Here is an 871-nt window from a genome sequence, read left to right on the forward strand (position 1 = left end):
GGGTTCTACCCCGAAATCACGGACGGTTGTAAAAGGGCTGAGAACTTCTGGTCTTGCCTGGCGACCCTCCGCCGCATCCTCGGATTGTGGAACCGCTCGATGTATTCGAACACATCCGCCCTTGCAGCATCGTCGGGGTGGGTAGTTCATGCGATGGATCCGCTCGCGCTTGAGCAGGCCGAAGAAACCTTCGCAGGCCGCGTTGTCACCGCAGTGGCCCACCGCACTCATCGAGCACACAAGGCCGTTGGCCGCCAGGTATCGCTGGTAGTCGCCGCTTCGGAACTGGCTGCCACGGTCGGAGTGCAGGATGACCGGCTGGCTGCCCTGCCGCTGCCAGACGGCCATCTGCACGGCCCGGATCACCATCTGCCGGTCCTGGCGGTGATGCATCGACCAGCCCACGACCCGCTGATCGAACAGATCCAGCACGACGCACAGGTACAGTTTGCCCTGACGGGTCTTGAGTTCGGTGATGTCGGTGACCCACTTGGCCTCCGGCTCCAGTGCGGTGAAGTCCCGCTCCAGCAGGTTGCGCACGCCCGGCGGCGTGAGCGCGGGGTGGGCACGCTTGCCACGCCGCTTCGGTCGCGGCCAGCCCTGCAGCCCATCTTCCGCCATCAGGCGCGCCACCCGGTTCAGGCTGGCTGACTCGCCTTCCTCCACCAGGTCCTCGTGCATGCGACCGGCACCCAGCGTGCCGCGGCTGTCCTCATGCAGCTCACGGATCCGGCCGAGCAGGCGCTGGTTGTCGCGCTCTCGGGCGCTGGGCAGGCGCCTGCTCCAATCGTAGTAGCCGCTGGCCGAGACCCGCAGGCAGCGGCACATCAGTCGAACCGGAAATTCATCGCGGCAACGTTCGATCACCTGA

At 65.9% G+C, this 871-nt stretch carries 1 pseudogene; it reads right to left on the bottom strand.

What is annotated here, in order from left to right:
• Nucleotides 1–5 precede the first annotated feature (5 nt).
• A pseudogene (locus H4F98_RS16630) lies at nucleotides 6–871 on the bottom strand (IS3 family transposase); the annotation flags it as partial.

Origin of the sequence: Marilutibacter spongiae (assembly GCF_014145325.1) — a bacterium.
GTDB lineage: Bacteria > Pseudomonadota > Gammaproteobacteria > Xanthomonadales > Xanthomonadaceae > Marilutibacter > Marilutibacter spongiae.